Origin of the sequence: Pseudomonas frederiksbergensis (assembly GCF_003732705.1) — a bacterium.
Lineage (GTDB): Bacteria > Pseudomonadota > Gammaproteobacteria > Pseudomonadales > Pseudomonadaceae > Aquipseudomonas > Aquipseudomonas frederiksbergensis_F.
Genome location: NZ_MOBR01000017.1, coordinates 288,731 through 311,411, shown reverse-complemented (window position 1 = coordinate 311,411; position 22,681 = coordinate 288,731). Strand labels below are relative to the sequence as shown.

The 22,681-nt window shown below is 60.6% G+C and carries 24 protein-coding genes; 13 read left to right on the top strand and 11 right to left on the bottom strand.

The genetic code is table 11. The annotated features are described in order from the left end of the window. Positions 1-185: 185 nt before the first annotated feature. Positions 186-1,073: a threonine/homoserine exporter RhtA gene (rhtA, locus tag BK667_RS19845; protein ID WP_123598637.1), complete on the top strand. Its 888-nt coding sequence runs from the start codon at positions 186-188 to the stop codon at positions 1,071-1,073. Positions 1,074-1,240: 167 nt separating this feature from the next. After that, positions 1,241-1,522, top strand: a complete 282-nt coding sequence (locus BK667_RS19840) for a hypothetical protein (RefSeq protein ID WP_041069802.1) — start codon at positions 1,241-1,243, stop codon at positions 1,520-1,522. On the opposite strand, the gene BK667_RS19835 is transcribed toward BK667_RS19840, so the two are convergent. Next, positions 1,509-2,087 carry a TetR/AcrR family transcriptional regulator gene (locus tag BK667_RS19835; protein ID WP_123598636.1) on the bottom strand — a complete coding sequence of 193 codons (579 nt, stop codon included), beginning with the start codon at positions 2,085-2,087 and terminating at the stop codon, positions 1,509-1,511. The genes BK667_RS19840 and BK667_RS19835 overlap by 14 nt on opposite strands. Before the next feature lie 92 nt (positions 2,088-2,179). On the opposite strand from BK667_RS19835, the gene BK667_RS19830 reads away from it, so the two are divergent. Together BK667_RS19830 and BK667_RS19825 are read left to right on the top strand one after the other, a co-directional pair. Beyond that, positions 2,180-2,908: an SDR family oxidoreductase gene (locus BK667_RS19830; RefSeq protein ID WP_123510431.1), complete on the top strand. Its 729-nt coding sequence runs from the start codon at positions 2,180-2,182 to the stop codon at positions 2,906-2,908. 42 nt (positions 2,909-2,950) lie between these two features. Next, a complete protein-coding gene (locus BK667_RS19825) occupies positions 2,951-3,541 on the top strand; it encodes a 2-hydroxychromene-2-carboxylate isomerase (RefSeq protein WP_123510429.1) in 591 nt (196 codons plus the stop codon). 45 nt (positions 3,542-3,586) lie between these two features. Here BK667_RS19825 and BK667_RS19820 read toward each other — a convergent pair whose 3' ends face one another. The 4 genes from BK667_RS19820 to BK667_RS19805 all read right to left on the bottom strand — a co-directional run bounded on the left by BK667_RS19820 (position 3,587) and on the right by BK667_RS19805 (position 7,764). Then, on the bottom strand, positions 3,587-5,395 hold the full coding sequence (locus BK667_RS19820) for an aminopeptidase P family protein (protein ID WP_123598635.1): 1,809 nt from the start codon (positions 5,393-5,395) through the stop codon (positions 3,587-3,589). A gap of 65 nt (positions 5,396-5,460) precedes the next feature. Next, positions 5,461-6,618 (bottom strand): aminotransferase class V-fold PLP-dependent enzyme, encoded by a 1,158-nt coding sequence (locus BK667_RS19815; RefSeq protein WP_123598634.1) that lies wholly within the window; start codon positions 6,616-6,618, stop codon positions 5,461-5,463. 163 nt (positions 6,619-6,781) lie between these two features. Next, positions 6,782-7,393 (bottom strand): LysE family translocator, encoded by a 612-nt coding sequence (locus BK667_RS19810; protein WP_123510423.1) that lies wholly within the window; start codon positions 7,391-7,393, stop codon positions 6,782-6,784. Positions 7,394-7,494: 101 nt separating this feature from the next. After that, the gene (locus BK667_RS19805) at positions 7,495-7,764 is read right to left on the bottom strand and encodes a hypothetical protein (RefSeq protein WP_123598633.1); all 270 of its coding nucleotides are present in this window, start codon (positions 7,762-7,764) and stop codon (positions 7,495-7,497) included. A gap of 390 nt (positions 7,765-8,154) precedes the next feature. Here BK667_RS19805 and msuE point away from each other — a divergent pair, with 390 nt between their 5' ends. The 4 genes from msuE to BK667_RS19785 all read left to right on the top strand — a co-directional run bounded on the left by msuE (position 8,155) and on the right by BK667_RS19785 (position 12,327). Further along, complete coding sequence (gene msuE / locus BK667_RS19800; protein WP_123510419.1) at positions 8,155-8,718, top strand: FMN reductase; 564 nt, start codon at positions 8,155-8,157, stop codon at positions 8,716-8,718. Between the two features lie 10 nt (positions 8,719-8,728). Continuing rightward, on the top strand, positions 8,729-9,874 hold the full coding sequence (gene ssuD, locus BK667_RS19795; RefSeq protein ID WP_123598632.1) for an FMNH2-dependent alkanesulfonate monooxygenase: 1,146 nt from the start codon (positions 8,729-8,731) through the stop codon (positions 9,872-9,874). A 139-nt stretch (positions 9,875-10,013) separates the two neighbouring features. Next, entirely contained in the window at positions 10,014-11,201 is a 1,188-nt protein-coding gene (locus tag BK667_RS19790; RefSeq protein WP_123598631.1) for an acyl-CoA dehydrogenase family protein, read from the top strand. A 22-nt stretch (positions 11,202-11,223) separates the two neighbouring features. Continuing rightward, positions 11,224-12,327 carry a sigma-54 interaction domain-containing protein gene (locus BK667_RS19785; protein ID WP_123409524.1) on the top strand — a complete coding sequence of 368 codons (1,104 nt, stop codon included), beginning with the start codon at positions 11,224-11,226 and terminating at the stop codon, positions 12,325-12,327. Between the two features lie 4 nt (positions 12,328-12,331). On the opposite strand, the gene BK667_RS19780 is transcribed toward BK667_RS19785, so the two are convergent. Then, a complete protein-coding gene (locus tag BK667_RS19780; protein WP_123510413.1) occupies positions 12,332-12,703 on the bottom strand; it encodes an antibiotic biosynthesis monooxygenase in 372 nt (123 codons plus the stop codon). A 95-nt stretch (positions 12,704-12,798) separates the two neighbouring features. On the opposite strand from BK667_RS19780, the gene soxR reads away from it, so the two are divergent. After that, complete coding sequence (soxR, locus tag BK667_RS19775; RefSeq protein WP_123598630.1) at positions 12,799-13,266, top strand: redox-sensitive transcriptional activator SoxR; 468 nt, start codon at positions 12,799-12,801, stop codon at positions 13,264-13,266. 162 nt (positions 13,267-13,428) lie between these two features. On the opposite strand, the gene BK667_RS19770 is transcribed toward soxR, so the two are convergent. From BK667_RS19770 to BK667_RS19760, 3 genes are all read right to left on the bottom strand, one after another. Next, positions 13,429-14,199 (bottom strand): MetQ/NlpA family ABC transporter substrate-binding protein, encoded by a 771-nt coding sequence (locus BK667_RS19770; protein ID WP_123409521.1) that lies wholly within the window; start codon positions 14,197-14,199, stop codon positions 13,429-13,431. A 72-nt stretch (positions 14,200-14,271) separates the two neighbouring features. Next, positions 14,272-14,937, bottom strand: a complete 666-nt coding sequence (locus BK667_RS19765; RefSeq protein ID WP_123598629.1) for a methionine ABC transporter permease — start codon at positions 14,935-14,937, stop codon at positions 14,272-14,274. A 2-nt stretch (positions 14,938-14,939) separates the two neighbouring features. Next, positions 14,940-16,154, bottom strand: a complete 1,215-nt coding sequence (locus tag BK667_RS19760) for an SfnB family sulfur acquisition oxidoreductase (RefSeq protein WP_123598628.1) — start codon at positions 16,152-16,154, stop codon at positions 14,940-14,942. A gap of 255 nt (positions 16,155-16,409) precedes the next feature. Between BK667_RS19760 and BK667_RS19755 the strand changes: the two genes are divergently transcribed. The 4 genes from BK667_RS19755 (at position 16,410) to BK667_RS19735 (ending at position 20,365) form a co-directional block, all read left to right on the top strand. Beyond that, the gene (locus BK667_RS19755) at positions 16,410-16,868 is read left to right on the top strand and encodes a VOC family protein (RefSeq protein ID WP_123510406.1); all 459 of its coding nucleotides are present in this window, start codon (positions 16,410-16,412) and stop codon (positions 16,866-16,868) included. A gap of 238 nt (positions 16,869-17,106) precedes the next feature. After that, positions 17,107-17,982, top strand: a complete 876-nt coding sequence (locus BK667_RS19745) for an alpha/beta fold hydrolase (RefSeq protein ID WP_123598627.1) — start codon at positions 17,107-17,109, stop codon at positions 17,980-17,982. Positions 17,983-18,079: 97 nt separating this feature from the next. After that, the gene (gene dctA / locus BK667_RS19740; RefSeq protein ID WP_123598626.1) at positions 18,080-19,393 is read left to right on the top strand and encodes a C4-dicarboxylate transporter DctA; all 1,314 of its coding nucleotides are present in this window, start codon (positions 18,080-18,082) and stop codon (positions 19,391-19,393) included. A 21-nt stretch (positions 19,394-19,414) separates the two neighbouring features. Then, positions 19,415-20,365: a LysR substrate-binding domain-containing protein gene (locus BK667_RS19735; RefSeq protein ID WP_123598625.1), complete on the top strand. Its 951-nt coding sequence runs from the start codon at positions 19,415-19,417 to the stop codon at positions 20,363-20,365. Positions 20,366-20,483: 118 nt separating this feature from the next. Here the strand turns inward: BK667_RS19735 and leuD are convergent, their stop codons facing one another. Together leuD and leuC are read right to left on the bottom strand one after the other, a co-directional pair. After that, entirely contained in the window at positions 20,484-21,098 is a 615-nt protein-coding gene (leuD, locus tag BK667_RS19730; protein WP_123598624.1) for a 3-isopropylmalate dehydratase small subunit, read from the bottom strand. Further along, on the bottom strand, positions 21,095-22,516 hold the full coding sequence (gene leuC, locus BK667_RS19725; RefSeq protein ID WP_123598623.1) for a 3-isopropylmalate dehydratase large subunit: 1,422 nt from the start codon (positions 22,514-22,516) through the stop codon (positions 21,095-21,097). Before leuC ends, leuD begins: the two co-directional genes overlap by 4 nt. Positions 22,517-22,681 lie beyond the last annotated feature (165 nt).

The following is a 22,681-nucleotide window of genomic DNA, read 5'->3' as shown; positions in this document are numbered from 1 at the left end:
TTCGACTGCGCCGGAAGTGGGGCGAATTATAGACTTCCAGAATCTGCCGTCAAGCCCTGATTTAGCTTTTCTATCAGGATGCGCAAAATCCCTGCTTATATATAGACGCGACCGCAACGAATGCGCAGTATATTGCCCAACACATAAACAATACTTTCGCTTCCAACTTCGGACGATGCCTCGCAATGAATGACCAACCCCGCAGTCTTGCCTCGACCCTCTTTTCGGTTGGCCTGCTATTGATAGCCATGGCATCGATCCAGTCCGGCGCCTCCCTGGCCAAAAGCATGTTCCCCATCGTCGGCGCCCAAGGGACCACCACACTGCGCCTGATCTTTGCCAGCGTAATCATGCTGCTGATACTGCGCCCGTGGCGCGCGAAGCTCACCGCAAAATCCCTGCGCACCGTCATCATCTACGGCATGGCCCTGGGCGGCATGAACTTCCTCTTCTATATGTCCTTGCGCACCGTCCCGCTCGGCATCGCCGTGGCCCTGGAGTTCACCGGGCCGCTGGCCGTCGCTATCTATGCCTCACGACGCGCCATCGACTTTCTCTGGATCGCACTCGCTGCCGTTGGCTTGCTGCTATTGATACCGACGGGAGCCTCGACTGCCGGTATCGATCTGGCGGGCGCCGGCTATGCACTCGGAGCCGGCGCCTGCTGGGCGATATACATTCTTTTTGGCCAAAAGGCCGGGGCGGACAACGGAGTAACGACTGCGGCTCTGGGCGTCATGATCGCCGCACTCTTTGTCGCGCCTATCGGCATTGTCCACGCTGGCGCCGCCTTGCTCACCCCGTCGCTGATCCCGGTCGCCATCGGTGTCGCCCTTCTTTCCACCGCCCTGCCCTACACCCTGGAAATGATTGCACTCACCCGGATGCCCGCGCGAACCTTCGGCACCTTGATGAGCATCGAACCCGCAATCGGTGCGCTATCGGGCTTGTTGTTCCTCCACGAGTACCTTTCTTTGTCGCAGTGGATGGCCATCCTGTGCATCATCTTGGCGTCTGTTGGCGCGACCATGACCATGGGGAGTAGCGCCAAGCCTGCGGTCGCGGCAAATTGATGCCGGATTTGACGAAGCTCTGGTATTTGCCGCTCAATTAGGCCATGTTTAGGTTCGCAACCCAGTGCCACACATGGACTTTTTCAGATAAGGACATCAAAGCGCGTCAAGCAAAAGCGAACGCAGCCAGACCCGGGCGCCAGATCCGGGCCGCTATAAGGACAGTAATGAAACGAATTTTGATACTGATCGCCGTACTTGCAGTTGCGGGCTGCGCGGCGACCTCGAAAACCCAGGTCAAACACGGCAAGAAAGGGCTGCACATCAACTGTTCAGGGCTCTCGTCCTCCTGGGACAAGTGCTACACCAGCGCCGCCAACTCGTGTGCGCCCAAAGGCTACAAGGTCATCGCCAAGTCGGGGGACGCCGTGGAAGAGCCTGGCGACTATCCATTCGGCCTCAACCCCGCCGGCTACACCAGCCGCAGCATGATCGTCATTTGCAAATAGCTTGCTGCCGCCCGGCAATCTGGCGGCCAATCTCCTCGTGACTGGACTGCAACACCGTTCGCTGAATATCCGCTGTGGCCAACATTCGCGCCACCACCAGCGCACCAATGCATTGCGACAGAATCGCCCAAGCCAGGCTGTCGCTGTCCAGGATCCGCGCCCAACTCTCCTGAAGCCGGCAAATCCAGATCTCTGCCTGCTGGCGCACCAGGATATCTGAACGGGCAATCTCCGCTCCCAACGCAGGCAAAGCACACCCGGATTCAGGTTGCTCAACATGGGCCATGCTCAAGTAATGCTTGAGACAGCGTTCGAGCCTGGCGCAATCCTGCTCACCATGCCCGCCCAATCGGGCCAGGCTTTGACACAGTTCACGCTCGACGATGGCAGCGAACAGCTCATCTTTCGACGAAAAGTGGCTGTAGAACGCACCGCCACTCAAACCGATCGCCTTCATCAAACCATCGACACCGACCGTCGCAAAACCAGACTTCTTGGCCGACACGGAACTGCTTTCCAGCAATTTCTCTTTGGTTTCCAGTTTGTGATTGGGCGAGTAACGCATTGCCTATTCCTCAGGATTGATCGCCTTGACGCTGGGCGGATCGTAGCATAACGTTCGTTCAGTTAACGATCGTTTACCAAAGGGATCTACCCATGAATAACAAGAAGGTCGTACTGGTTGTCGGCGCGGGGGATGCTACCGGCGGCGCCATTGCCAAACGCTTTGCCCAGGAAGGTTTCATCGCCTGTGTTACCCGTCGCAGCGCCGACAAACTCCAGCCATTGGTGGATGCCATCAAGGCCAGCGGCGGCGAAGCCCATGGCTTTGCCTGTGATGCGCGCAAGGAAGAGGATGTAATTGCGCTGGTCGAGCAGATCGAAACCGAGATCGGTCCCATCGAAGCCTTCGTCTTCAATATCGGCGCCAATGTGCCGTGCAGCATTCTCGAAGAAACCGCCCGCAAGTATTTCAAGATCTGGGAAATGGCCTGTTTCTCAGGCTTTCTCAATGCACGCGAAGTGGCCAAGCGCATGGCGACTCGCCAACGGGGCACGATCCTGTTTACCGGCGCCACCGCCGGTATGCGCGGCGCGGCCGGGTTTGCTGCATTCGCCGGTGCCAAACACGGCATTCGCGCATTGGCCCAAAGCATGGCCCGGGAACTGGGTCCGATGAACATCCACGTCGCCCACATCGTGGTTGACGGCGCCATCGACACCGACTTTATTCGCAACAGTTTCCCGGAAAAGTACGCAACCAAGGATCAGGACGGCATCCTCAACCCCGAGCACATTGCCGAAAACTACTGGTACCTGCACAGTCAGCCACGGGACGCCTGGACGTTCGAGCTCGACCTGCGCCCCTGGAGCGAACGCTGGTAAGCCCTCTCCCCTCACTACAACAATAAGCAGAGCGCATTAACCATGAGCAAAACCGTGGAGTTCTACTTCGATCTTGGCAGCCCCGCCACCTACCTGGCCTACACCCAACTGCCGAAGATCTGCGCGCAGACCGGTAGCCAGTTGATCTACATTCCGATGCTGTTGGGCGGCGTCTTCAAAGCCACCGGCAATGCCTCACCGGCGATGATCCCGGCCAAGGGTCGCTATATGTTTCAGGACCTGGACCGTTACGCCAAACGCTACGACGTGCCGCTGAGGTTCAATCCGCATTTCCCGATCAATACGCTAATGCTCATGCGCGCCGTCACCGGCGTGCAATTGCGCCATCCGCAGCGTTTCCAGGCATTCATCAATTGTCTGTTTACTGCGCTCTGGGTCGAAGGCCGTAGCCTCGATGATCCAGCGACCGTGGCGGCCGTGCTGAAGGAAAACGATTTCGACCCGAACGAAGTGCTGGCCCTGACCGCCGATGAGGAAGTCAAAGCGGCCCTCAAGGACAACACCGAGAAAGCCGTGCAACGCGGCGTGTTCGGTGCGCCGAGCATGTTTATCGATAATCAGCTGTTCTTCGGGCAGGACCGACTGGACTTCGTCCTTGAAGCCCTGAGCTGAATGACATGAGCCAGGCGCTCGGTGGAGCGCCTGGACTCAAACCGATCAGATCGCCGCAGTACGCGTGTTCAACCACTCAAGCGCTGCACCGTCGAGCAACGGGCTCAAACGCTCACGCACTTCAGCGTGATAGCCGTTGAACCACTGCTTCTCGTCATCAGTCAGCAACGACGGCTCCAGGCAGCGAGTGTCGATAGGGCACAAGGTCAAGGTTTCGAATTTCAGGAATTCGCCGAACTCGCTCTTGCCAGCTTCGCGGTTCAGCACCAGGTTTTCGATCCGCACACCCCAGCGACCCGGACGATAAGTCCCAGGTTCAATGGACGTAATCATCCCCGGCTGCATCGCGGTTTGCGGTGCCGCTACGGCTTGATAGGCAATCACTTGCGGGCCTTCGTGAACGTTCAGGAAGTAGCCGACGCCATGCCCGGTGCCGTGACCATAATCGACGCTCTCCGCCCAGATCGGCGCGCGGGCAATCGCGTCCAGCAGCGGCGACAAAATCCCCCGGGGGAATTGCGCACGAGACAAGGCGATTACACCCTTGAGCACCCGCGTGCAATCTCGCTTCTGCTCCTCGGTCGGCGTGCCAACCGGCACCATCCGCGTAATGTCGGTGGTGCCGCCCAAATACTGGCCGCCGGAGTCGATCAGCAACAGGCCGTCACCTTCGATGACCGCGTGTTCTTCCTCGGTGGCGTGGTAGTGCGGCATCGCGCCATTGGCGTTGAACGCGGCAATGGTGTTGAAACTGAGCGACACATAATCCGGGCGCCGCATGCGCGCGGCGGTCAGGTGTTCGTCGATGGTCAGCTCCGTGATGCGTTCACGGCCCCAGGCCGATTCCAGCCAGGCGAAGAATTCGCACAGCGCCGCGCCGTCCTGCTCCATGGCCTGGCGGATATGTTCAGCGTCGTCCAGGCTTTTCCGGGATTTGGCCAGGGTGGTCGGGTTCAGCCCTTCCAGCAGTTTGACGCCGCTGCCTAGGTTGCCCAGCAACCCGGCGGTAACCCGGGCAGGATCGACCTGCAGGCTCGCGCCGCTCGGCACGGCGCGCAAGGCTTCGGCCACTTCGCTGTAATCACGCAGCGTTACGCCGTCCTGTTCAAGGATCCCACGCAATTCAGCGCTGACCTTGCTCAAGGCGACGAACAGGGTGGCCTGCTCCTGGCTGATCAAGGCAAAGGACACGAACACCGGATTGAACGACACGTCGCCGCCGCGCAGGTTGAACAGCCAGGCAATGTCGTCGAGGGTGGCGATGAAATGCCAGTCGGCACCGCGCTCTTTCAACACCTCGCGTAACTTGCCGAGTTTCTCGCCACGGCTGACCGTCGCTTGCGGCGGCAAGTGTTGATAAATCGGTTCGTTCGGCAGGCTTGGACGGTCGCTCCAGACTTCGCTCAGCAGGTCGATGTCGGTACGCAAACGGGCACCGCGCTCTTCGAGCTTGCCACCCAAAGTGCGTGCCGACGCGACTGCCATCACCGCACCATCGACAGCAACGACGCCGCCTTCAGGGGTTTGCTCGGCCAGCCAGTCCAGTGGCCCCGGCTGACCCGGTTGCAGTTTGACCAGTTCGATGCCGCTGCCCTTGAGTTCCTTGCTCGCTTGTTCCCAGTAACGGCTGTCGGCCCAGACACCGGCGAAATCCGGCGTAACAATCAGGGTGCCCACCGAGCCGTGGAAACCCGACAACCATTGCCTCCCTTGCCAGTAACCCGGCAGGTATTCCGACAAGTGCGGGTCGGCCGACGGCACCAACAGGGCGTGAATGCCCTCGCGGTCCATCAGCTCACGGGTTTGCGCCAGGCGCTGGGGTACCAATCCATTGGTCAAAGGCTGCGTACTCATCATGTCTCCTGCTAACCACTTCATCATTATTGTTGAGTGCCGATCTGAGTCGGCGCTTTAACGGCTTATTGCCAGAACGCCGGCGCGCTGGCATTGGCCGCTTTAATCAGTTCGACCGCCTGGTCGATATCCTGCTCGGTAGTGAACCGCCCCAGGCTCAAGCGGATGGTGCGACCGGCCGAGCGGGCGTCGTGGCCCAGGGCCAGCAACACATGGGATGGCGCATTACTCGCGGAATTGCAGGCCGAGGTCGCGGAAAACGCGATCGATTGGCCCAGCGTCGCCGCGTTGAACTCGCCTTCGCCGAAGGTCAGGCTCAGGGTGTGAGGAATGCGTTGGGTCGCGCTGCCATTGAGGCGCACACCGGGAAGATCCAGCAGTTGCTCAAGCAAGCGCTCGCGCAGATGAACGATGGTGGCTTTCTCGTCATCGAACAACGCCGCCGCCAACGCAAACGCTTCGCCCATGGCAACGATCTGGTGCGTGGCCAAGGTGCCGGAACGCAACCCGCCCTCGTGCCCGCCGCCGTGGATCTGCGCCTGCAAACGCTGCTGCGCCCGCGGGCCAACATACAGCGCGCCAATGCCTTTGGGGCCGTAGATCTTGTGTGCCGAAAACGACATCAAATCCACCGGCCATTCGGCCAGATCAATCGCCACTTTCCCCGCGCCCTGGGCCGCATCGACGTGAAACAACGCATCACGATTACGCACCACCTGGCCGATGGCCGGGATGTCGTTGACCGTACCCAATTCGTTATTCACCAGCATCAGCGACACCAGAAACGTGTCGTCGCGCATCGCTTCGCTGACCGCTTGCGGGGTAATCAGGCCTTCGGCGTCCGGGACCAGATAGGTCACCGCTACACCGGCGTCCTGCAATTGTTTCGCGGTGTCGAGAATCGCTTTGTGTTCAATCTGGCTAGTGATGATGTGGCCGCCGGACACGCCTCGGGCCTGGGCGACGCCTTTGAGCGCCAGGTTATTCGATTCGGTGGCGCCGGAAGTCCAGACGATCTGGTCCGCCTGAGCGCCCACCAGTTCGGCCACTTGCTGGCGTGCCTGCTCGACCGATTGCCGGGCCTGCTGGCCGAACGCATGGGAGCTGGACGCCGGGTTGCCGAAATTGCCGTTGAAACCCAGACACTCGACCATGACCTTGATGACCCGCTCATCCACCGGCGTGGTGGCGGCGTAGTCGAAATACAACGGACGTTTATTCATATAAAGGCTCGCAGAGCGTGTTCCGGGATCAGGCGTGCGGGGTAAGGACACCAGCAATACCTGATCGGATGCTGTTAAAGAAATACGACTTCATTTCAAAGTGCGTAGGAACGCTCCTGAAGTCGAGCTTAACAGGCATCGGCCAACCGGTTGAAGCAATGCGTCAGCTAAAGCTTTCAATCAACAACGGATACAGCGAAGCGACCAGCAGCAGGGCCATGCCCCAGTTGAATATCCGCAACCAGCGGCGATCCTTCAACACATTGCGCAACAGAGTGCCGCAACCGGCCCACACACCGACGCTCGGCAAGTTGATCAAGGCGAACACCGCGGCAATCACGATCACATTGGTGAAGTAGCCCTGCATCGGCGTGTAGGTGCTGATGGCGCCAATGGCCATGATCCAGGCCTTGGGATTAACCCACTGAAACGCCGCGGCACTGAGATAACTGATCGGTTGGCTTTCGCCCTTTTCGCTCTCGGAGACGGGCCCGGAATGCGCGATTTTCCAGGCCAGGTACAGCAAATACGCCGCGCCGACGTAGCGCAGAACGGTGTAGAGCAACGGATAGGTTTGAAACACCGCGCCCAGGCCAAAACCCACCGCGACCACCAGAACGAAGAAGCCGCAGGTGATGCCGAGCATATGGGGGATGGTGCGGTTAAAGCCGAAGTTCACACCCGATGCCAGCAACATGGTGTTGTTCGGGCCGGGGGTGATCGAGGTCACGAGGGCAAAAAGGGCAAAGCCCAGCAGCAAATCGAGCGAGAGCATGGGTGGCAGTCCGTCAGGGTCAGTCAGGTATTGACCCTATCGCACGCCTTGCGGGAAACCCACGGACAGTTGGGTAAAAGTTCGAGCGGTACAGTCGCGATTCAGCTTGGTCGACCGTGAAGGTGTACAGCCCGTTCGGCGTTCATTTCGCCTTGGTTATCAAAGCCGAAAGACTTCTGCGGCTGGCCGAGCAAGGCGGCTTTTTTGGCGTGGTATTCCTCGAAGGACAAGCCTTGGCGGTTCAAGGCTTCCAGCGCCAGTTCCTTGGTTTCTTCAGCGGTGTAGGGCCGCAACTCGGGCGAAACATGGCTGGCACAACCGGCGAGAACGGAAACGGCGAGCAGCAAGGAAACAGTGAGTAAGCGGTTCATGGGGAGCGTCCTGACAAAGTTGTGTTTGGCGATAGGTGAAGGCTACGCCCGGCCTGGGTTTGGCAGAAATCAACGCTCTCGATAGTGGGTATCAGGATCAAAAGGTCGCCGCCCCTCATATTCAATAAAGATCTATAAATATCTTTTAATGATCTTTTACGGAATAACAGCAAGCCTTTATAACAACTGCATCGCTTCACCCACTGTTGCCCACGCAACTGTTTGCCTGGCAACAGTCATTCAACAAATGGCCCTGCCAGTCACACAGACCGCGTCGAGCGTAACGCTGAAAGCCCCGGATTACGGGGCTTCGAAGGATTGGTACAGGTCTTGCTCAAGCCCAGTGACTCTTCACTGCTCCCTGAGCAACTGTTTAAAAAGGAACTGATCATGTCGCGTCCATTGAAAGTCGTTGCCCTCTCCGGCGGTACCTGGCGTCCGTCCCGCACCTTGGTGCTGACCCAAGCGCTGTTGGCCGAACTCGGCGAGCAATTGCCGATCGAGAGCAAGTTGATCGAACTGGGTGACATCGCCCGACCACTGGGCGCCGCCCTCGCCCGTCAGGAATTGAGTGCGGAGATCGAAGCCGAACTGCAAGCCATCGAAAGCGCCGACCTGCTGATCGTCGCCGCGCCGGTTTATCGCGGTTCCTACCCTGGCCTGCTCAAGCACCTGTTCGACCTGATCGACCTCAACGCGCTGATCAACACCCCGGTGCTGCTGGCCGCCACGGGTGGCAGCGAACGGCATGCGCTGGTGCTCGATCATCAGTTGCGCCCGCTGTTCAGTTTCTTCCAGGCCTTGACCCTGCCGATTGGCGTCTATGCCACCGAAGCCGATTTCTCGAATTACCAAATAACCAGTGAGCCCTTGAAGGCCCGCATTCGTCTTGCTGCAGAACGCGCCGCGCCGTTGTTTGGCGTGCACCCCAAAAATCTGCTGAAAATCGCTTAAGGATCTCTTCATGGATGTTTTCTGGTTTCTGCCCACCCACGGCGACGGCCACTACCTGGGCACCACCCAGGGCGCCCGCCCGGTGACGCTCAACTATTTGAAACAAGTGGCCCAGGCCGCTGACAGCCTTGGCTACCACGGTGTATTGATTCCCACCGGGCGCTCCTGCGAAGACTCGTGGGTGATCGCTTCGGCGCTGGTGCCGCTGACTGAACGCCTGAAATACTTGGTGGCGATTCGTCCGGGGATCATCTCGCCGACCGTCTCGGCGCGCATGGCCGCTACCCTGGATCGTTTGTCCAATGGCCGCCTGCTGATTAACGTGGTGACCGGTGGCGATCCGGACGAAAACCGTGGCGACGGGATCTTCCTCGATCACAGCGAACGCTACGAGGTGACTGACGAATTCCTGCACATCTGGCGTCGGGTGCTGCAAGGCGAGTCGGTGGATTTCGAAGGCAAACACTTGCAGGTGCAGAACGCCAAGGCGTTGTATCCGCCAGTCCAGAAACCTTATCCGCCGCTGTACTTCGGCGGTTCGTCGGAAGCCGCCCATGAACTCGCCGCCGAACAGGTCGACGTGTACCTGACCTGGGGCGAGCCACCGGCCGCCGTGGCGGAAAAACTCGCGGATGTGCGTGAGCGTGCCGCGCGCAACGGGCGCACGGTGAAGTTCGGGATTCGTTTGCATGTGATCGTGCGCGAAACCGCCGAAGAGGCGTGGAAAGCCGCGGACAAACTCATCGAGCACATCAGCGACGAGACCATCGCCGCCGCGCAGAAATCGTTCTCGCGCTTTGATTCCGAAGGCCAGCGGCGCATGGCTGCGCTGCACGACGGACGTCGCGACAACCTGGAAATTGCCCCCAACCTGTGGGCCGGTGTCGGCCTGGTGCGTGGCGGCGCGGGGACCGCATTGGTGGGCGATCCGCAGCAAGTCGCGGCGCGGATCAAGGAGTACGCGGACCTGGGGATCGAGAGCTTTATCTTCTCCGGTTACCCGCACCTTGAAGAGGCGTATCGCTTTGCCGAGCTGGTGTTCCCGCTGTTGCCGGAGCCGTATGCCAGTCTTGCGGGACGTGGCGTGACCAACCTCACCGGGCCGTTTGGCGAAATGATTGCCAATGATGTGTTGCCCGCCAAAGCCACGGCCTGACCGCCACGCCTGATCGTTCCCACGCTCTGCGTGGGAATGCAACCCGTGACGCTCCGCGTCACTGGACGCGGAGCGTCCCCAGAGGCATTCCCACGCAGAGCGTAGGAACGATCGGTCACCAGAAATAAGGAACCCCCGCGTGACGGCCAAACCACAAAGCGCCCTGCTCTCCCCCTTGCACACCGCCCGCCAATTGGCGGCGGAGTTTTCCCTGACTGCCGTCGAGCGCGACGAGCGCGGTGGTACGCCCAAGGCTGAACGTGATGCCCTGCGCCACAGTGGCCTGCTCGCACTGAGCATTCCCACCCAGTACGGCGGCCTCGGCGCCAGCTGGAGCGAAACCCTGACCATCGTGCGCGAGTTCGCCAAGGTCGACAGCTCCATCGCGCATGTCTTCGGTTTTCATCACTTGATGCTCGCCACCGTGCGCCTGTTCGCCAAGCCCGAACAATGGCAGCCATGGTTCGAGCAAACCGCGCGCAAGAACTGGTTCTGGGGCAACGCCCTCAACCCGTTGGACACCCGCACCGTGGTGAAAAACCTCGGCGGCTGGCGCGAGTTTTCCGGCAAGAAAAGCTTCTGCTCCGGCGCCAGCGATTCACAAATGCTGATCGCCTCGGCAGTGGATGAAAGTGCTGGCGGCAAGCTGTTGATCGCCGCGATTCCCAGCGGTCGCAGCGGCATCACATTGCACAACGACTGGAACAACATGGGCCAGCGCCAGACCGACAGCGGCAGCGCCACCTTCGAACGAGTGCGGGTCGAAGAGTCGGAATTGCTCCTCGATCCGGGTCCGTTGAGCACACCTTTCGCCTGCCTGCGGCCATTGATCGCGCAGCTGACCTTCACCCATATGTTCCTCGGCATCGCCGAAGGTGCGTTCGAAGAAGCGCGGCAATACACCCTCACCGAAACCCGGCCCTGGCATAAATCCAGTGCCCAGGATGTGCGCGAAGATCCGTATGTACTCAGCCATTACGGCGAGTTCTGGGTCGCCCTCGAAGGCGTTCGCTTGCTGGTGGAACGCGCCGCCGATCTGCTCGACAAGGCGTGGGCCAAAGGCCCGAATCTCAGCGCCGAAGAACGCGGGCACCTGGCCACGGCGATTGCCACGGCCAAGGTCGCCGCCACGCGCAATGGCCTGGAATTGTGTAGCCGCTTGTTCGAAGTCACCGGTGCGCGCTCGACCCACGCCTCGCTGCGGCTGGACCGCCACTGGCGCAACCTGCGCACGCAAACCCTGCACGACCCGGTGGATTACAAACTCCATGAACTGGGTGATTGGGCGCTGAACCAGTCCCTGCCGATTCCGACTTTCTATTCCTGACCTTCTCTTCATGGAGCCTGCCATGCAACTGCTGACCCTACCGCCCTCGCCCGCCCTCGCCACGTCGATCCGTGCTACTGCGCAGGTGTTCGAAGACCCGAAATCCCAGGCCTTGCTCGCGCATTTGCAACAGGTCGCGCCGAGTGAAGCCAGTGTGCTGATCATCGGTGAAACCGGCACCGGCAAGGAGTTGGTGGCGCGGCACATCCACAACCTCAGCGCCCGGCGCAACCGGCCGTTCGTGGCGGTGAACTGCGGTGCGTTTTCCGAATCCCTGGTGGAAGCCGAGCTGTTCGGTCATGAGAAAGGCGCGTTCACCGGTGCGCTGAGCGCCAAGGCCGGGTGGTTCGAAGAGGCCGACGGCGGCACCTTGTTCCTCGATGAAATCGGCGATTTGCCGATGGCGATTCAGGTCAAGTTGCTGCGAGTGCTGCAAGAGCGTGAAGTGGTGCGCCTGGGCTCGCGCAAGAGCATCCCGATCGATGTGCGGGTGCTGGCCGCGACCAATGTGCAACTGGAGAAAGCCATTAATGCCGGGCACTTTCGCGAAGATCTGTACTACCGCCTCGACGTGGTCAGCCTGGAACTCAGCCCGTTGCGCGACCGCCCCGGCGACATCCTGCCGCTGACCCGCCACTTCGTCGAAGCCTACAGCCAGCGCCTCGGCTACGGCACCATCACCATCAGCAAAGAGGCCGAACTGAAACTGCGCAGCTACAGTTGGCCGGGCAATATCCGCGAACTGGAAAACGTCATTCACCACACCCTGCTGATCTGCCGTAACGGCGTGATCGAACGAGATGATCTGCGCCTGTCGAACATGCGCATCGAGCGCCAGGACGATCACCACGGCACGGTCGATGATTCACCGGAAGCGTTGCTCGACCGCGCCTTCCAAAAGCTCTTCGAAGAACAGGCCGGGGCGCTGCACGAAAAGGTCGAAGACGCGTTGTTACGCGCGGCTTATCGCTTCAGCCATTACAACCAGGTGCACACCGCTGCGTTGCTGGGGTTGAGCCGCAATGTGACTCGCACCCGCCTGATCAAGATCGGCGAACTGGCGGTGAACAAGCGCCGGCCCACGGAAAACGTGCAGGGCGAGCGCTTGATGCAGTTGTCGATCTAGGCGCTTAGCCGGAATGCACCAGATTGCAGTGCAGCGCGTCATCGTGACTGCGCTCCAGGCTGTGCAGGACCTGGAATGAACCGAAGGTCACGGTTTTCGCCTGGTGGGCGCGGATCAGTTGCCAGAAATCCTGCTCGCCGCTTTCAAAGCGCTGGAATGCGGCTTCACCCGCCTCGCGGGTTTGCCATTGCAGGTAATTGAGCACTCGCCGGCCATCGTCGCTGGCCTGGATGCTCGCACTCAGAAAGCCGCTGAAATCCTGGGCCAGACGCTCGGTCTGCGCCGACAGCGCCGAAACCAGTGCGGGTTGCTGATGAGGCTCGATCTCGAATTCGATCAATTGGGTGAAACTGCGGTTTTTCTCTGACGTTTGCATGAATAGTCCCCACTCACCTTAAAACCGGATCTTGCGATCCGAAGGCCTGCAGGGTAAAACCTCAAGTTAACTAGAGGTCAAGAGGCTTTTTTCAAATGGTCACCTCGGAAAACCTGCACAAGGAACTCACCGTCGGCCAAGTGGCCGCCCGCAGCGGCGTGGCCGTGACCGCCCTGCACTTTTACGAAACCAAGGGTTTGATCAAAAGCCATCGCAATCAAGGCAACCAGCGCCGTTATCCGCGGGAAGTGTTGCGACGGGTGGCGTTGATCAAGGTCGCGCAGCGGCTGGGGATTCCATTGGCGGAGATTGCCGAGGCCTTGAAGTCACTGCCGGATAATCGTGCGCCGACGGCGGCGGACTGGCAGGTGTTGTCGGCGCAGTGGAGCCGGGATCTGGATCAGCGGATTCACCAGTTGACGTTGTTACGCGATCGGCTCAATGGCTGCATCGGGTGTGGGTGTTTGTCGATGGAGGCGTGTCCGTTGCGTAATTTTGGCGATGTACTCGGGGAGCGTGGGCCGGGGGCGCGGCTGCTGGAATCGGGTTCTGCTCCGCAATAGCGGTGCGGCCTTCGCGGGCAAGCCTCGCTCCTACAGGTTTTGTGAGTGATCGTTCCCACGCTCTGCGTGGGAATGCAGCCCGGGACGCTCCGCGTCCCATTGGAACGCAGAGCGTTCCTTGAGGCATTCCTTTGCTGCGCGTGGGAACGATCATCTGTGCGGTTAGAACCCCGGCGCAATCTGCCCTTTGTAGCGGGTCAAGATGAACTGCCGAACTTCATCGGAGTTCAACGCCTTGGCCAGTTTCTGAATCCGTGGGTCGTTGATGTTATCCGGCCGAGCAACCAGAAACTCGATGTACAGGCTCTTGCCCTTCTCAACGATCAGCGCGCTATTGGTGTCGATCCCCGCTTCCAACGCATAGTTGGCAAACACAAACGCCAGATCCACCTGGCTCACCGACCGCGCCAGCAATGCCCCTTCAAGTTCACGAATCTTCAAGTGTTTCGGGTTGTCGATAATGTCCCTTTGCGTGGCCAGGGTGTTGCTCGGGTCCTTGAGTTTGATCAGCCCTGCTTCGTGCAGCAGCACCAACGCGCGACCGGTGTTCACTGGGTCATTGGGGATCGACACGCTGGCGCCATCCTTCAATTCGCTGATGTTTTTAATCTTGGTCGAATACGCGCCAAACGGTTCGATGTGCACGCCAACCACCGGCACCAGGTCGGTGTGGCGAGTCTTGTTGAAATCATCGAGGAACGGCCGGTACTGGTAATAGTTGGCGTCGAGGTTTTTCAGCGCCAGTTGCTGGTTGGGTTGGATAAAGTCGGTGAAGACCTTGATGTCCAGGTCCACGCCTTCCTTGGCCAGGGTCGGTTTGACGAATTCGAGGATTTCCGCGTGCGGCACCGGGGTGGCGCCGACGATGAGTTTTTCGTTGGCGTGAACGCTGAACGACAGGACGGCAGCCAGAATGGCCAGGGTCTTTTTCATGCTGTGCTCCAAGGCAGATTGAGTGGCCGTCGTGGGGTGGACGTGGGGCCTGATTTTTTTGAGAAAAAAGATTCAGTGTCGGCTGTAGCGCGCCACCAGGCGGTCGCCGGTCATTTGCAGGGCTTGCACCAGGATCAACAGCAACACCACGGTGACCACCATCACGTCGGTCTGGAACCGCTGATAGCCGTAGCGAATCGCCAGGTCGCCGAGCCCACCGCCACCGATCACCCCGGCCATCGCCGTGTAATCCACCAGCACAATCGCCGTGACCGTCACCGCCGCCAGCAACCCGCCCCGGGCTTCCGGCAACAAGGTGTGGCGGATGATTTGCCAGGTCGTGCCACCCATGGCCTGGGTCGCCTCCACCACGCCGCGATCCACTTCGCGCAACGCGGTTTCCACCAGCCGCGCAAAGAACGGCGTGCAGCCCACCACCAGCGGCGGAATCGTCCCCGGAACACCGAGGGAGGTGCCGACCAGCAACGTGGTCAGGGGAATCAACACGATCAGCAAAATGATGAACGGCAGCGAACGCAGCATGTTCACGATCACCGACAACACCCGGTAAACCCCGACCGCTTCACGCAATTGGCGCTTGCCGGTGAGGAACAGCACCACCCCCAGCGGCAACCCGAGCAACACGGTAAAACCGAGGGCGGCGCCGAGCATGGTCAGGGTGTCGAGACAGGCCTGGGCGATGTCGGCCCAGTAGATATTTTTAAACCACTCGGCCATGGTCAGGACCAGTCATGGCGTGGCGGTATGACGCCGTTGAGCAGCCAGTTGCCGACCACGTGGTACTTCCAGCGCACCGGGTCGTGCAGGGTGTGAACCCGAGCGTTGCGCCAGTGGCGGTCGAAGTTGTGTTTTTTCAGGGTCGAGCGGGTGCCGCCGAGTTCGAAGAGTTTATTGCTGGCTTCGATGGCGATTTCGGTGGTCAGCACTTTGGCTTTGGCCACCGCGAGTGAAGCGCGGGCGACGTTGTCTTCGTCCGGTGCCGGGCGTGCCGCATCGAGTGCGCGGCCGGCGCGTTCGAGCAAGGCTTCGGCGGCTTCCAGGCGAATCTCAAGGCCCCCGACCTGAATGATGGTCAGCGGGTCTTCGCTGGCTTTTTCCACCCCGGCATCGATCCATGGCCGGGCGAATTGCTGGACGAAGGCGATGGTGTCGCGCAGGGCCGCGCGGGCGATGCCGGCGTCGATGGCGGCGGTGGTCAATTGCGCGAACGGGCCGGCCAGGGTCGGGCTTTCATACGAACGATAGGTCGGGAACACGTTGAACGCCGACACGTGCAGGTCCTCGGCCAGCACCGTGCCGCTGGACGTGGTGCGCTGGCCGATGCTGTCCCAATCGTCAACGATCACCAGCCCTTTTGTGCCGCGCTCGACAAACGACAACTGGCCCTTCTCCTCCTCATCCACGGCCAGCACCGCCAGCCAATGGGCATACAGCGAACCGGTGCAGTAACCCTTGCGCCCGTTGATCACATGGCCGTCACCGAAACGGCGGATGGTTGCCTGAATATCCTGCGCATTCTTGCCGCCGGTTTCCGACAGCGCATTGGCAAAGCGGTGACCTTGCAGCGCCAGGCCGAAAAAGTGGGCTTGCTGCGCGGGCGTGCCTTGCAGGCGGATGTCTTCGAGCAGGCAATAGTGGTTTTGCGGGATCTGCCCAAGCGATGGATCCGCCGCCGAAATGATTGCAATCACCTGCGCCAGCACCGCGTAGGACACTTGGGCGCCGCCGAATTCCTTTGGCACGCTGATGCCCCACAAACCGCTGTTGGAATACAGGTCGACGATCTCGGCCGGCACCTGGCGACTGCGGTCGCGCTCCGCATCCTGCTCCAACAAAACCGCAGCGACACGTTCGGCGACCCGCAGGGCTTCGGCTTCGTCGGCGATCCGATGGGCGGCCGGTGGGTTGATCGGATAAACGGCAGATTCAGGCATACAAGACTCTCGACAACAGGGTTTTGAGAGGGTCGTTGCAGCTTCTGTGCCGACTGTAAGGGCCAATGTTTACGGGGGTTTGAACGGCGTTAAAGGTGACAAACCCAGGCAATTTGCTGCTTCGCTGTTGATGGCTGAACAGTGGCGCTGCTGCTCGTCGGGCACTCGGTATCGGCGGTAGCCCTGACCTATAGTTATTCGACCGGAAACCGGCGAAGGAACAGCTTCAACTCACAACAACAAGGGAGAACCGTTATGAGCGTCCAACCCATTCCAGAGGGTTATCACAGCATCACCCCCTACCTCGGCATCCAGAAAGCCGCCGAGGCCATCGAGTTCTACAAAAAAGCCTTTAACGCCATTGAAGTGATGCGCCTGAGCATGCCCGACGGCGGCATCGGCCACGCCGAACTGCGCATCGGCGACTGCCCGATCATGCTCGGCACGCCGTGCGATCAAGGGCCGTTGAGCAATCCGGACACATCACCGTCCGTGGGACTGCATCTGTATGTGACCGATGTTGACAAGTCCTACAAACAGGCGATCGCGGCCGGGGGCACGGTGGTGTCCGAGGTCAAGGATCAGTTTTATGGCGACCGCTCGGGGACCTTGAAGGACCCTTATGGGCATTTGTGGTTTCTGGCCACGCGCAAGGAGGATCTGACACAGGAGCAGATTGAACAGCGGGCGAAGGAGATGTTTAGTCAGGCTTGAGATGATCGTTCCCACGCTCTGCGTGGGAATGCCTCCACGGACGCTCCGCGTTCGGCTTTGGAGGGACGCGGAGCGTCCCGGGCTGCATTCCCACGCAGAGCGTGGGAACGATCAATCGCGGAGCGTGGGAACGATCTGGCTCAACACACTTCATGAACAACCACCCCACGCTTTGCGCCTTGCCGTAACCGCTCAACAATTTCAGGATGCAGGCAACTACAACAAGGAGTCATTCCCCATGTTCGCCGGATTCCTGAAAGACCAGCGCCACGTCAACGGCGTGGAGATTGCCTACCGCATCGGCGGCACCGGGCCGGGCCTGCTGCTGTTGCACGGTCACCCCCAGACCCACGTCATCTGGCACAAGATCGCCGAGCAACTGGCCGAGCATTTCACCGTGGTCGCCGCCGACCTGCGCGGCTACGGCGACAGCGGCAAACCGCCGGCCAACGATCACCACACCAACTATTCCAAACGGGAAATGGCCAAGGACGGCGTCGAGCTGATGCAGTCCCTGGGCTTCGAGCGGTTCTCGGTACTGGCCCACGACCGTGGCGCTCGGGTTGCCCATCGTCTGGCGCTGGATCACCCCGCCGTCGTGCAACGCATGGTGCTGCTGGACATCGCCCCGACCCTGTCGATGTACGCGCAAACCAACGAAGCGTTCGCCCGTGCCTATTGGCACTGGTTTTTCCTGATCCGCCCGGCGCCGTTGCCGGAAACCCTGATCGAAGCCGATCCCGAATCCTATCTGCGCAGCGTGATGGGCAGCCGCAGCGCCGGGCTCAAGCCGTTCACCGCCGAAGCCTTCGGCGAATACCTGCGCTGCCTGAAACTGCCCGGCACCGCCCGGGGCATCTGCGAGGACTACCGCGCCAGCGCCAGCATCGACCTGGACCACGACCGCGCCGACCTCGACGCCGGCCGTCATTTGAACCTGCCCTTGCTGGTGTTGTGGGGCGCCGAAGGCACGGTCGGCCGCTGCTTCGAACCGCTCAAGGAATGGCAACGCGTGGCCACCGACGTGCGTGGCAAAGCGCTGCCCGCCGGGCATTACATCGCCGAAGAAGCTCCCGAGCTGCTGCTCGCCGAAGTCTTGGCTTTTCTGCGCTGACACCCGTAACAGCCTGACCTGAATCCACCTCCCACCGCGGGCCTTGACTGGCCCGCGCGGGATCGTCATGCCCAAAAACCGTCTCGAGATAATAAAAATGACAATCAGAAAACTGCTGGGAACCCTCTATGTGCAGGTGCTTATCGCCATCGCGATGGGCATTGTGATCGGGCATTACTGGCCGCAGATCGGCATCGATCTCAAGCCGTTGGGTGACGGTTTTATCAAACTGATCAAGATGATCATCGGCCCGATCATCTTCTGTACTGTGGTCTCCGGGATCACCAGCATGCACGACGTGAAGCAGGTGGGTCGGGTGGGTGGCAAGGCGTTGCTGTATTTCGAAATCGTCTCGACCATCGCACTGTTGATCGGGTTGCTGGCCGCTCATGCGCTGCATCCGGGGGCGGGTTTCAATATTGATGTGAAGACCCTCGATTCGACAGCCATTGCCGGTTTTGTCGGCCAGGCCCAGCATGGCGAAGGCGTGACCGGGTTTCTGTTACACGTGATTCCGACCACGTTCTTCGAGGCGTTCTCCCAAGGCGAAATCTTGCCCGTGTTGTTTGTGTCGGTGCTGTTCGGGATTGCCCTGGTGATGGTCGGGGAAAAGGGCCGGCCGCTGGTGGGCATCATCAATCAGGCCAGCGAGGTGTTTTTCCGTATTGTCGGCATCATCAGCCGCGTGGCGCCCATCGGTGCATTCGGCGCGATTGCGTTCACCATCGGCAAGTACGGCCTCGGCTCGTTGTTGCCGCTGCTGAAACTGATCGGCACCTTCTACCTGACGGCGTTTATTTTCGTCGCCTGTGTGCTGGGCAGCATCGCCCGTTATGCCGGGTTCAGCATTTTCAAGTTGCTGGCATATATCAAGGCAGAGCTGTTGATCGTGCTTGGCACCAGTTCCTCGGAATCGGCGCTGCCGCAGTTGATCCAGAAACTGGAAAGCCTCGGCGCGTCGAAAGGCGTGGTGGGGATCGTGGTGCCGACCGGCTACACGTTTAACCTGGACGGCACCAACATCTATATGACCCTGGCGGTGCTGTTTCTGGCCCAGGCGACCAATATCGATCTGACGCTGGAGCAGCAACTGACGTTGCTGGCGGTGGCGATGCTCACCTCCAAAGGCGCGGGCGCGGTGGTCGGTGCCGGTTTCGTGGCACTGGCGGCGAGCCTGGCAGTGGTGCCGACGGTGCCGGTGGCGGCGATGGTGTTGATCCTCGGCGTTGACCGCTTCATGGCGGAATGCCGGTCCCTGACCAACATCATCGGCAACGCAGTGGCGGCGCTGGTGGTGGCCGCGTGGGAAGGCGAACTGGACCGCAGCAAAATGGCACCGATTGCCCTCAAGCGTGGACGGCATGCCCGGGCCGCTGCGGCCAAGATTGCCGCTGAACTCTCCACCAAGTAAGTCCCTGCAAACACCGATGCTATGCTGGCGGCTCATGCCGCCAGTGCTCGTTCTGCCATGACCACCAAGAAAGACACCGTGCCCCTACCCGAAGACTTGCGCGTTTTACTCACCGTCATCCGCAAAAGCGGTTTTGCCGCGGCCGCCGATGAACTGGGGCTGTCCCCCGCCTACGTCAGCAAGCGTATCCAGATTCTCGAAACCACCCTCGGCACGCGCCTGCTGCATCGCACCAGCCGCCGTATCGCGCTGACCGAAGACGGCGAGCGGGTGCAGCGCTGGGCCTTGCGCATTCTTGATGACTTCCAGCAACTGCACGACGAACTCTCCGACGCCCACGACAGCCCTCGCGGGCGTCTGCACATCTGCAGCAGTTTCGGTTTTGGCCGTAACCATGTGGCGCCGGCCGTGTCGCTGTTGGCCGAGCAGTATCCGGAGCTGGAGATTCGCCTGGACCTGTTTGATCGGGTGGTGGACATCGTCAGCGAAGGCTTTGATCTGGAGATCCGCGTTGGCGATGACATTCCTGGCCAGCACATCGGCCGGCGCCTGGTGAGCAATCGACGGGTGCTGTGCGCGGCCCCCGGTTATCTGCAACGCCACGGCACGCCGCAGACGCTGGCGGATCTGGAGCAGCATCATTGCCTGGTGATCAAGGAGCGCGACAACGCCTTCGGCATCTGGCACCTGGAGCGTGACGGGGTTCAGGAAAGCGTGCGGGTCAGCGGGCCGCTGTCGTCGAACAACGGCGAGATTGTCTTGCAGTGGGCACTGGATGGGCGCGGTGTGTTGCTGCGTTCATTGTGGGATGTGAAGCCGTTGTTGGAACAAGGGCGGTTGGTGCAGGTGCTGGCGGATTACACCCAGAGTGCGAATGTGTGGGCGGTTTATCCGACGCGGTTGGCGTATTCCGGGAAGTTGCGCGCGTGTGTGGAGTTTTTGCAGGAGCATTTCAAGGGGTTGTCGGTGTAAGCAACCCCGTTCAAATGTGGGAGCGAGCTTGCTCGCGATGGCGGCGTAACAGTCAACATAGATGTTGAATGTCAGGGCCTCATCGCGAGCAAGCTCGCTCCCACAGGGGATGGTGTGTTCAGGAGAGCCAGGGGTTGGCGGTTAGATGTTCGCGCTCGAAGGCTTTGATCTGTTCGGCGCGTTGCAAGGTGCTGCCAATGGCATCAAGCCCCAGCAGCAACGCGGTTTTACGCAAGGTGTCGATCTCGAACGGGATGACCTGGCCATCCTGTAGACGAATCCGCTGCGCCTCTAAATCAATGCTGATTTCAGCGCTTTCAGGCTGACTGACCACCTGCCCCAGCCGCTGCAACAGCGTCTCTTCCAACGTAATCAACAACACCCCATTACGCTGACAGTTGTCATAAAAAATCCCGGCAAAGCTTGAGCCGATCAACGCCCGAATCCCCATCTGCTTCAAACCCCACACCGCATGCTCGCGGCTCGATCCGCAGCCGAAATTCGGGCCAACCACCATGAAACTCGCCCCTTGCCACGCCGGTTGGTTCAACACGAACTCAGGATTAAGCGAACCGTCCGGCAAAAAACGCAAATCGAAAAACAACCCACGATCCAGCCCGGCGCGGTCGATACCCTTGAGGAATTGCTTGGGCATGATCACGTCGGTGTCGATGTTGGCCGCCAGCATCGGCGCGGCTTTGCCGCTGACGTGGGTAAAGGGTTGCTGGCTCATGCTCGTTCTCCAAAGTGGCGAATGTCGGTGAGGCGGCCGGTGATGGCGGCGGCCGCGACCATCGCCGGGCTCATCAGGTGGGTGCGCGCACCGGCGCCCTGGCGGCCTTCGAAATTACGGTTGGTGCTGGAGGCGCAGCGGTCGCCGGGGGCCAGTACGTCATCATTCATCGCCAGGCACATCGAGCAGCCGGACTGGCGCCATTCAAACCCGGCGTCGATAAAGATCGCCGCCAGCCCTTCGGCTTCGGCCTGATCGCGCACTTCGGTGGAGCCGGGCACGATCATCGCCCGCACATGGCTGGCGACGTGTCTGCCGCGCACCACGCTGGCGGCATCGCGCAGGTCTTCGATGCGCGCGTTGGTGCAGGAACCGATAAAGGCATGGCTGATGACGATGTCGCTCAACGGCATGCCGGCCTCCAGGCCCATGTAGTTCAGGGCGCGGCGCATGTCCTGGCGCAGGATCAGGTCGCTGACGTCCTGCGGATCCGGCACTCGCGCGCCAATCGGTGAAGCCTGATCGGGGCTGGTGCCCCAGGTGACCATCGGCTCCAACGTACTGGCATCGACTGAAACCTCACGGTCGAACTGCGCGTGCGCATCGCTGTGCAGGCTGCGCCACTCCTCCACGGCGCGGTCCCACAACTCGCCCTTCGGCGCGCGGGGTTTGTTCTTGAGGTAGGCGAAGACTTTCTCGTCCGGCGCCATAAATGCGCCCCGGGCACCCGCCTCCACCGCCATGTTGCAGATGGTCATGCGCGCTTCGACGCTCAGGGCATCGATGGTCGAGCCGCGAAATTCGATGGCATAGCCGGTGGCGCCGGATGCGCCAATCTGACCGATCAGCGCCATGATCACGTCCTTGGAGGTCAGCCCGCTGGCCAATTCGCCGTCCACCGTCACGCGCATGCTTTTCAGGCGTTTGTAGACCAGGGTCTGGGACGCCAGCAGGTGTTCGATCTCCGAGGTGCCAATGCCGAAACCGAAGGCCCCGAGGGCGCCGTAGGTGGTGGTGTGGCTGTCACCAGCGGCGATCACCATGCCCGGCAGGATGAAGCCCTGCTCCGGGGCGATCACGTGTTCGATGCCCTGGCGCTTGTCGAGGATGTCCAGCAACTCGATGCCGAAGTCCCGGCAGTTCTCCGCCAGGTACGACACCTGCCGCGCCCCGCCGGCATCCGGCATCGCAGCGATGCGCACCGGGGCGGTGGGGTTGACGTGATCGACCACGGCCAACGCGGTTTCCGGGCGCCAGACGTTGCGCTTGGCCTCGCGCAAACCACTGAAGGCTTGCGGGCTGGTGTATTCGTTGATGACCTGGCGATCGATGTACAACAAAACGTGGCCCTGGTCATCGAGGCGACACACCGTGTGCGAGTCGATGTGTTTGTCGTAGAGGGTTCTGGCTGGGGTCATGGAGGTACTCGCTCATGGGACGGTACGCCGCAGGCGTCTGGGTTCCATCATAGGGAGCGGGGGTTGGGCATCAATGGCCTGGGAGTGATCCCGTGAACCATGGTTCGTGTTGGATCACGATTTCCCGAGTGGGCCTGAATCCCCTGTGGGAGCGAGCTTGCTCGC